8 protein-coding genes are annotated in these 6,566 nt (G+C 59.3%); 1 reads left to right on the forward strand and 7 read right to left on the reverse strand.

The features are described 5' to 3' along the window. Positions 1 to 22: 22 nt before the first annotated feature. The 7 genes from HX818_RS30020 to HX818_RS30050 form a co-directional block, all read right to left on the reverse strand. Positions 23 to 328 carry a DUF2282 domain-containing protein gene (locus HX818_RS30020; protein WP_003211666.1) on the reverse strand — a complete coding sequence of 102 codons (306 nt, stop codon included), beginning with the start codon at positions 326 to 328 and terminating at the stop codon, positions 23 to 25. A gap of 260 nt (positions 329 to 588) precedes the next feature. After that, a complete protein-coding gene (locus HX818_RS30025; RefSeq protein WP_003211664.1) occupies positions 589 to 1,290 on the reverse strand; it encodes an ABC transporter ATP-binding protein in 702 nt (233 codons plus the stop codon). A 1-nt stretch (position 1,291) separates the two neighbouring features. Further along, positions 1,292 to 2,059, reverse strand: coding sequence for a high-affinity branched-chain amino acid ABC transporter ATP-binding protein LivG (livG, locus tag HX818_RS30030; RefSeq protein WP_003211663.1), 768 nt, complete (start codon positions 2,057 to 2,059; stop codon positions 1,292 to 1,294). Beyond that, positions 2,056 to 3,309, reverse strand: coding sequence for a high-affinity branched-chain amino acid ABC transporter permease LivM (locus tag HX818_RS30035; protein WP_003211661.1), 1,254 nt, complete (start codon positions 3,307 to 3,309; stop codon positions 2,056 to 2,058). Before HX818_RS30035 ends, livG begins: the two co-directional genes overlap by 4 nt. Further along, complete coding sequence (gene livH / locus HX818_RS30040) at positions 3,306 to 4,229, reverse strand: high-affinity branched-chain amino acid ABC transporter permease LivH (RefSeq protein ID WP_017137212.1); 924 nt, start codon at positions 4,227 to 4,229, stop codon at positions 3,306 to 3,308. The genes HX818_RS30035 and livH overlap by 4 nt, the downstream gene beginning before the upstream one ends. Next, a complete protein-coding gene (locus tag HX818_RS30045) occupies positions 4,229 to 4,411 on the reverse strand; it encodes a hypothetical protein (protein WP_003211657.1) in 183 nt (60 codons plus the stop codon). Before HX818_RS30045 ends, livH begins: the two co-directional genes overlap by 1 nt. Positions 4,412 to 4,456: 45 nt before the next feature. Continuing rightward, a complete protein-coding gene (locus tag HX818_RS30050) occupies positions 4,457 to 5,584 on the reverse strand; it encodes a branched-chain amino acid ABC transporter substrate-binding protein (protein WP_087693197.1) in 1,128 nt (375 codons plus the stop codon). A 340-nt stretch (positions 5,585 to 5,924) separates the two neighbouring features. Here HX818_RS30050 and HX818_RS30055 point away from each other — a divergent pair, with 340 nt between their 5' ends. Continuing rightward, positions 5,925 to 6,227, forward strand: a complete 303-nt coding sequence (locus HX818_RS30055; RefSeq protein ID WP_003211652.1) for a DUF2288 domain-containing protein — start codon at positions 5,925 to 5,927, stop codon at positions 6,225 to 6,227. The last annotated feature ends 339 nt before the right edge of the window (positions 6,228 to 6,566 follow it).

The raw sequence follows: 6,566 nt of genomic DNA on the forward strand, positions 1-6,566 counted from the left end.
AGTACTCAGGCTGTGCAGGGTTTCAGGACTTGGCGGTGAAGGCAGCTTCCTGGCCGAAGCCGGTTGGCGAGGTGGTGCTTGGGGTTTTCAGGCAGGTACCGGCCGGGACCAGCTTCCAGGCGTTGGCCTGATCCTTGACCTTCGAGGTGCCCGCGCAGGAAGTGCCGGCGCCTGCGGCGCAATCGTTCTTGCCGGCTTCGGCTACACCGAAGCATTTCTGCATGTCATCGGCGGCGTGGGCGGTGGTGGTCAGGGCGGACAGGCTCAGGGCCGAACCCAGGGCCAGGACGAGGGTGGCGGCGGACAGCGAGCGGGTTTTGGTAGTCATGGTGTATCTCCAGCAGTGGGTTGAGTTGGCAAGCATGTTCGCCTGCTTACACCACTAGAGAAAGGGGGAAGGGATTCGTTACAAAGCCGGGGAAAATAATTTCAGGTTTCGCCAAAGTCTTTGGTTCACACCAAACAAATGTGGGAGCGGGCTTGCTCGCGAAGGCAGTGGGTCAGTCACCAAACAAGTTGGCTGATCCACCGCCTTCGCGAGCAAGCCCGCTCCCACAAAAGCCCGCTCATACATTGACCAGATGGGCATCAACCGCCCAAATAAGCCTCACGTACTTTCGGATCGGTCAGCAGTTGTTCGCCGCTGCCCTGCATCACCACGCGGCCGTTTTCCAGCACGTAGGCGCGGTCGGCAATCTTCAGCGCCTGGTTGGCGTTCTGCTCCACCAGGAACACCGTCACACCGTCCTTGCGCAGCTGTTCGATGATGTCGAAGATCTGCTGGATGATAATCGGCGCCAACCCCAGGGACGGTTCGTCCAGCAACAACAGCTTGGGCTTGCTCATCAGCGCGCGGCCGATGGCGAGCATTTGCTGTTCGCCGCCGGACATGGTGCCGCCGCGCTGGCTGAAGCGTTCCTTGAGCCGCGGGAACAGGTGCAGCACCTTGTCCATCTGCTCCTGGTAATCGCCCTTGTCGGTGAAGAACCCGCCCATGGCGAGGTTCTCTTCCACGGTCAGGCGGGCAAATACCCGGCGGCCTTCCGGAACCACGGCAATGCTCTTGCGCATGATCTCGGAGGAGGCCTGGCCCACCAGCTCCTCACCCATGTAGCGGATGCTGCCGCTGTGAGCCTGGGGCGAACCGCACAGGGTCATCAGCAGCGTGGATTTACCGGCACCGTTGGCGCCGATCAGGGTAACGATTTCGCCCTGGCGCACTTCCACGTTGACGCTGTGCAGCGCCTGGATCTTGCCGTAGAAAGTGGAAACGTTTTCGAATTGCAGCATTTTACGCTTCCCCCAAATAGGCTTTGATCACTTCCGGGTTGTCGCGGATCTGCTCCGGCGTACCGTCGGCCAGTGGCGTGCCCTGGTTGATCACGACGATATGGTCGGAAATGCTCATGACCAGTTTCATGTCGTGTTCGATCAGCAGCACGGTGGCGTTGTTTTCTTCACGCAGCACACTGATCAGCGCCTTGAGGTCTTCTGTTTCCTTCGGGTTCAAGCCGGCGGCCGGTTCGTCGAGCATGAGGATCCGCGGGCGGGTCATCATGCAGCGGGCGATTTCCAGGCGCCGTTGCTGACCGTAGGCCAGGGTGCCGGCAGGACGGTTGGCAAACTCGGTGAGGTTGACCTTGTCCAGCCAGTACGCTGCATATTCCATGGCCTCGCGCTCGCTCTTGCGGAACGACGGAGTCTTGAACAGGCCGGCAAAGAAGTTGGTGTTCAGGTGGCGATGCTGGGCGATCAACAGGTTCTCGACCGCCGTCATGTCCTTGAACAACCGCACGTTCTGGAAGGTCCGCACCACGCCCTTGCGGGCGATCTCGTGGCCGGCCAGGCCCTGGATCGGCTGGCCGTCCAGCAGGATGGTGCCGCCAGCCGGCTTGTAGAAGCCGGTCAGGCAGTTGAACACCGTGGTCTTGCCGGCGCCGTTGGGGCCGATCAGGGCCACGACTTGTTTCTCTTGCACGGTCAGGGCCACGCCGTTGACCGCCAGCAAACCGCCGAAGCGCATGCTCAAGTTTTCGACTTTCAGGATCTCGCGGCTCATTTGCGCAGCTCCATGTGGGGACGTTGCATGGGCAGCAGGCCTTGAGGTCGCCAGATCATCATCAGCACCATCATGGCGCCGAACATCAACATGCGGTATTCGCTGAATTCACGCATCATTTCCGGCAGCAGGATCATCACGATCGCCGCGAGGATCACGCCCAGCTGCGAGCCCATGCCGCCCAGTACCACGATGGCGAGGATGATTGCCGACTCGATGAAGGTGAACGACTCCGGAGTCACCAAACCTTGGCGAGCGGCGAAGAAGCTGCCGGCAAAACCGGCGAAGGTGGCCCCGAGGGTGAATGCCGAAAGCTTGATGACGGTCGGGTTCATGCCTAGTGCACGGCAGGCGATTTCATCTTCGCGCAGCGCTTCCCACGCGCGGCCGATCGGCATGCGCAGCAGGCGGTTGATAACGAACAGCGCCGCCAGTGCCAGCAGCAGGGCCACCAGGTACAGGAACACCACTTTGCTCACCGGGTTGTAGTCGATCCCGAAGTACTCGTGGAACGTCTGCATGCCTTCGGCCGCGGTGCGGTCGAACGTCAGCCCGAAGAACGTCGGCTTGGGAATGCTGCTGATGCCGTTGGGGCCGCCGGTGATATCGGTGAGGTTACGCAGGAACAGACGGATGATTTCACCGAAGCCCAGGGTCACGATCGCCAGATAGTCACCGCGCAAGCGCAGTACCGGGAAGCCCAGCAGGAAGCCAAATGTGGCCGCCGCCATGCCGGCCAGTGGCAGGCAGATCCAGAAGCCCCAGCCCAGGTAGTGCGAGAGCAGCGCGTAGGTGTAGGCACCCACCGCGTAGAAGCCCACGTAGCCCAGGTCGAGCAGGCCGGCCAGACCCACCACGATGTTCAGGCCCAGGCCCAGCAACACGTAGATCAGGATCAGCGTCGCGATATCCACCGCACCACGGGAGCCGAAGAACGGCCAGATCAACGCGGCCACGATCAGGCCGATGATGATGTAGCGCTGGGTGCGCGGCAGGGTCAGGAACTGGCTGACCTTGGGCGATACCAACGGGCCACGGTTGGACTTGAGGAGCGCGCCGACCTGCTGAGTGAACAGCACGCGCAGGAACATCAACACCGAGCACAGGGCAATGATGGTCAACGTCACGGGACCGGTGCCATGCACTTCAAGGTTGATCCCGACAATGCTCAACTTGAGCCCGAGTACCGGGAAGGCCACGGCCCAGACCAGCAAGGCGCTGAAAAACGCCGATTTAAGATATCTGCTCATACTTTCTCAACCTCCGGACGGCCCAGAATGCCGGTCGGCCGGAACAACAGCACCAGAACCAATAGACCGAATGCCACCACGTCCTTGTACTGGTCACCGAATACGTCGGCGCCAAAGGCTTCAGCCACCCCCAGCACCAGCCCGCCGAGCATCGCACCCGGAATGCTGCCGATGCCGCCCAATACCGCTGCGGTGAAGGCCTTGAGGCCCACCAGGAAACCAGCGTTGGGGTTGATCACGCCGTACTGCATGCTCAGCAACACGGCAGCGATAGCCGCCAGTGCGGCACCGATGACGAAGGTCAGGGCGATGATGTTGTTGGTGTTGATGCCCAACAGGTTGGCCATCTTGATGTCTTCGGCGCAGGCCCGGCAGGCGCGCCCCAGACGGGAGCGAGAGATGAACAGGGTCAGGCCGAGCATTGCCACCAGGGTGACGACGAAGACCAGGACCTGCATATAGGAAATCAGCACTTCCTGTGCGCCGCCTGGGCCGAAGGAGAAGCTCCCCGGGATCAGGTTGGGAATGGATTTGTCCTTGGAATCCTGGGACAGCAATACGGTGTTCTGCAGGAAAATCGACATGCCGATCGCAGAGATCAGCGGGATCAAGCGGTTGCTGCCACGCAAGGGGCGGTACGCAACGCGTTCGATACTGTAGCCATAGGCACTGGTTACGACGATGGACGCCAGGAATGCAGCGGTCATCAACAGCGGCAGGGAATGGATACCCAGCATGGCCAGCCCGGCAAGGGCGATGAAGGCCACGTAGGAACCAATCATGTACACCTCGCCATGGGCGAAGTTAATCATTCCAATGATGCCGTAAACCATTGTGTAGCCAATGGCTATCAAGGCATAGGTGCTGCCAACGGTCATGCCGTTAACCAGCGTTTGGAAAAAATGATAGATCTCAGGCATTACAGCGCTCCTAAAAACCCGATACGCATTTCACTGGTGGAGTCAATTTCCGGCTCGGTGCCCTGTTCTGTGATCAGGTTGCACAAAGCGTTTGCCAGCGAACCGCTGGTGACGGTTTTAAGATTTTCAGGTGAGCCAGCGCCCGGATCGCGGGTGACAGGCCCATAAACCTCGTAAAACAAAGCCCACTGCTTGCACAGTGGGCTTGTTGACCAGTAACGCCTGGCTTACTGAGGGGAAACTTCGGTTTTTGGTTTGCCGAAGTGCCATTCGTAGACCACGAACTTGAAGTCCTTCAGGTCGCCCTTGGCGTCGAAGCTCAGGTCGCCGGTCGGGGTCTTGAAGGTACCGGCGTGGATGGCCGCTGCCACCTTGGCGGTGTCTTCGCTCTTCGCGGCAGCGATACCGCCGGCGATCACTTCAACAGCCGAGTAGGCCGGGAACACGAACGGACCGGTTGGGTCCTGCTTGTTCTTGGTGAACTCTTCAACGATTGCCTTGTTGGCAGGATCGGTGTCGAAGGATTTCGGCAGGGTAACCAGCAGGCCTTCGGAAGCGTTCTGGGCGATTTGCGAGATGGAGTCGTTGCCGACGCCTTCAGGGCCCATGAACTTGGCGTTCACGCCTTTTTCCTTGGCTTGGCGCAGGATCAGGCCCAGCTCAGGGTGGTAGCCGCCGTAGTAGACGAAGTCGACGTTGGCTTGCTTGAGCTTCTGGATCAGCGAACCGAAGTCTTTGTCGCCAGCGTTGATGCCTTCGAAGAGGGCAACTTTCACGCCTTTCTTCTCGAGGGTTTGTTTAACGGCGGTGGCGATGCCTTCACCGTATTGCTGTTTGTCGTGGATAACGGCTACGACTTTCGGCTTCACGTGGTCGGCGATGTAGTTACCGGCGGCAGGGCCCTGGGCGCTGTCCAGGCCGATGGTGCGGAAGACCAGCTTGTAGCCACGGGACGTGATTTCCGGGCTGGTGGCAGCCGGGGTGATCATGATCACGCCTTCGTCTTCGTAGATGTCGGATGCTGGCTGAGTGGAGCTGGAGCAAAGGTGACCGACCACAAACTTGACGCCGTCGTTGACCACTTTGTTGGCTACGGCCACGGCTTGTTTTGGATCGCAAGCGTCGTCGTATTCCTTGGCTTCGAGCATTTTGCCATCTACGCCGCCCTTGGCGTTGATGTCGGCGATGGCCTGCTTGGCACCCATGAACTGCATGTCGCCGTACTGGGTCACAGGGCCGGTTTTAGGGCCGGCAATACCGATCTTGATGGTGTCAGCTGCGAACGAATGGCTGGCAACCCCGGCCAGGACCATAGCGGCAAACAGTTTGGAAATCTGCTTAGTAGCCTTATTCATAGTGCTCCACTCTTACTGTTGTATTTTTTATAGTTCTAGCGGCCTTGTGAGCTGCAGAACCGGATCAGATATCTCGGATATCCCCCGGCAGCGGCCTGGCAACTGTACCGGTACAGTGTAGAGCGCCGGTTGATCGCTTGAAAAGCTGGCTGCTGGGGGCAAAACCCGGGTATGTCGCTTAAATGAAAGAAAAAGACAGAATTGCGGCGGGGTGATGCCAGAGTTTCGGGCAATCCTTGGCTTTCCTGACACTTTCGTTCGGTGCCTCATTTGCAACTGGGTTTTTCTGCCTGGGGCTCGACGGTATGATTGCGCCGATTTTTTCTTCAGGTGAACTCCCATGACGCAAGAACCTAGCACCCTCTATGCCAAGCTGCTTGGTGAAACTGCCGAAATTTCCTGGAAGGAGCTTGAGCCGTTCTTTGCCAAGGGTGCCCTATTGTGGGTCGACGCCGGGCTGGATTTGATCGAGGCCGCCGAGGGCATGGCTGAGGACAACCGTGAGAAAGTCGCTGCCTGGCTGGCTGCGGGGAGTCTTGGCGAGGTGTCTGCGACGCGGGCATTGGACCTGGTTGAGCGGGATCCGAGTTTGTGGGCGGTGGTGGTTTCGCCGTGGATTCTGATCCAGGAAAGGGCAGTGTAGGAAATGCATGCGCGAAAAAGGTGCGTGATTTTTCCGAGTTTAAGTGTGTAGGCGGGTAACTGCATTTGCGGTGATGGCACCTTGCCGTAGAGAAAGGTCACAGGCGGGGGTTACGTGCGCGTCATGGGAACAGTTTTGGTAGCGGCGGAGTGCGGGGGGAATTGTTTCTGGGTATGTGTACATATCCGTTATTTAGGTAACGGCCACCTATGGTTCCGCTCTTACAGCGGGTCACTTTTGGCAAACGCCCCAAAAGTAACCAAAAAGTCTTTGCCCCACCACTCGGTGCCTCGCCTAGGCTCGGCATGCCCGCACTCCGGCACGGTTCCGCGGGCCGCC

The organism is Pseudomonas sp. F9001 (assembly GCF_013385435.1).
Lineage (GTDB): Bacteria > Pseudomonadota > Gammaproteobacteria > Pseudomonadales > Pseudomonadaceae > Aquipseudomonas.

What these genes read in the sequence shown, in the direction of transcription:
- HX818_RS30020 (WP_003211666.1), bottom strand. Translation starts at nt 328, where the DNA reads ATGACTACCAAAACCCGCTCGCTGTCCGCCGCCACCCTCGTCCTGGCC.
- HX818_RS30025 (WP_003211664.1), bottom strand. Translation starts at nt 1,290, where the DNA reads ATGCTGCAATTCGAAAACGTTTCCACTTTCTACGGCAAGATCCAGGCG.
- livG (WP_003211663.1), bottom strand. Translation starts at nt 2,059, where the DNA reads ATGAGCCGCGAGATCCTGAAAGTCGAAAACTTGAGCATGCGCTTCGGC.
- HX818_RS30035 (WP_003211661.1), bottom strand. Translation starts at nt 3,309, where the DNA reads ATGAGCAGATATCTTAAATCGGCGTTTTTCAGCGCCTTGCTGGTCTGG.
- livH (WP_017137212.1), bottom strand. Translation starts at nt 4,229, where the DNA reads ATGCCTGAGATCTATCATTTTTTCCAAACGCTGGTTAACGGCATGACC.
- HX818_RS30050 (WP_087693197.1), bottom strand. Translation starts at nt 5,584, where the DNA reads ATGAATAAGGCTACTAAGCAGATTTCCAAACTGTTTGCCGCTATGGTC.
- HX818_RS30055 (WP_003211652.1), top strand. Translation starts at nt 5,925, where the DNA reads ATGACGCAAGAACCTAGCACCCTCTATGCCAAGCTGCTTGGTGAAACT.